Source organism: Kitasatospora sp. NPDC005856, assembly GCF_040629945.1.
GTDB lineage: Bacteria > Actinomycetota > Actinomycetes > Streptomycetales > Streptomycetaceae > Kitasatospora.
On sequence record NZ_JBEXWT010000262.1, the window covers coordinates 1 to 1,003 of the forward strand.

1 protein-coding gene is annotated in these 1,003 nt (G+C 68.4%); it reads left to right on the forward strand.

Translation table 11 applies throughout. The features are described from left to right. Positions 1 to 88: 88 nt before the first annotated feature. Complete coding sequence (locus ABZ449_RS42380; RefSeq protein WP_360357553.1) at positions 89 to 973, forward strand: IS5 family transposase; 885 nt, start codon at positions 89 to 91, stop codon at positions 971 to 973. Positions 974 to 1,003: the final 30 nt, after the last annotated feature.

The following is a 1,003-nucleotide window of genomic DNA, read 5'->3' on the forward strand; positions in this document are numbered from 1 at the left end:
CTGAGAAAGTGTTGGGTAATTGATCAACTGCGTGCCGTGATGGACTGGTGGTGATCTTCGCGGTGAAGAGTCCGCGAAGATCATCGCCATGTGTGTCTGCGCTTGCAAGCCTTCGTACGACTCGTCGTTGACGGATGCTCAGTGGGCGGTGATCGAGCCGTTGCTGCCGGTGCGGGATCCGCGCCGGGCCGGGCGGCCGTTGAAGTTCCCGCGTCGGCTGGTCGTGGACACGGTGTTGTACGTGCTGGTCAGTGGTTGTGCGTGGCGGCTGGTGCCGCATGACCTCGTGCCGTGGGACGTGGCCTACCGGTGGTTCCGTGCGTGGACGGCGGACGGGACCTGGGACCGGGTCCACGACACGCTGCGTGAGCGGGTCCGGGTGGCGGACGGGCGGGATCCGCAGCCGTCGGCGGCGGTGCTGGATTCGCAGTCGGCCCGTAGCCACCAGGGCGGGCAGGCGATCGGCTACGACGCGGGCAAGCGGGTGCGGGGCCGCAAGCGGCACCTGCTCGTGGACACCTGCGGGCTCGTGCTGCGGGCGGTGGTGCACTCGGCTTCGGTGCAGGACCGGGCGGGCGCGAAGCTGGTCCTGGCCGGTATCAGGGAGGTGTTTCCGCAAGTCGGGCTGGTCTGGGTCGACGGCGGCTACGTCAACGTGGTCGATGCCGGCCTGGTCGGCTGGGCGGCGGAGCACGAGGGTCTGGCGATCGTGGCGGTGCCGCGCAACGCGGATGTGAAAGGGTTCCAGGTGCTGCCCCGCAGGTGGGTGGTCGAGCGGACATTCTCCTGGCTGGGACGGTGCAGACGGTTGGCACGGGACTACGAGCGCAAGACCGCGCACGCCGAAGCGATGATCAAGGTCGCGATGATCCGGCTCATGGCCGCCCGCCTCGCCGGCGAGGAGATCGAACCGCGCGGCCCCATCGAGACCGAAGCAGCCCGCCGCCTCGCCGACGACCTCAAGAACGAGTGATCACCCGATTACCCAACACTTTCTGAGCCG

Bases quoted from the DNA above. Each gene is read 5' to 3' on its own strand.
- ABZ449_RS42380 (WP_360357553.1), top strand. From the start codon at position 89: ATGTGTGTCTGCGCTTGCAAGCCTTCGTACGACTCGTCGTTGACGGAT.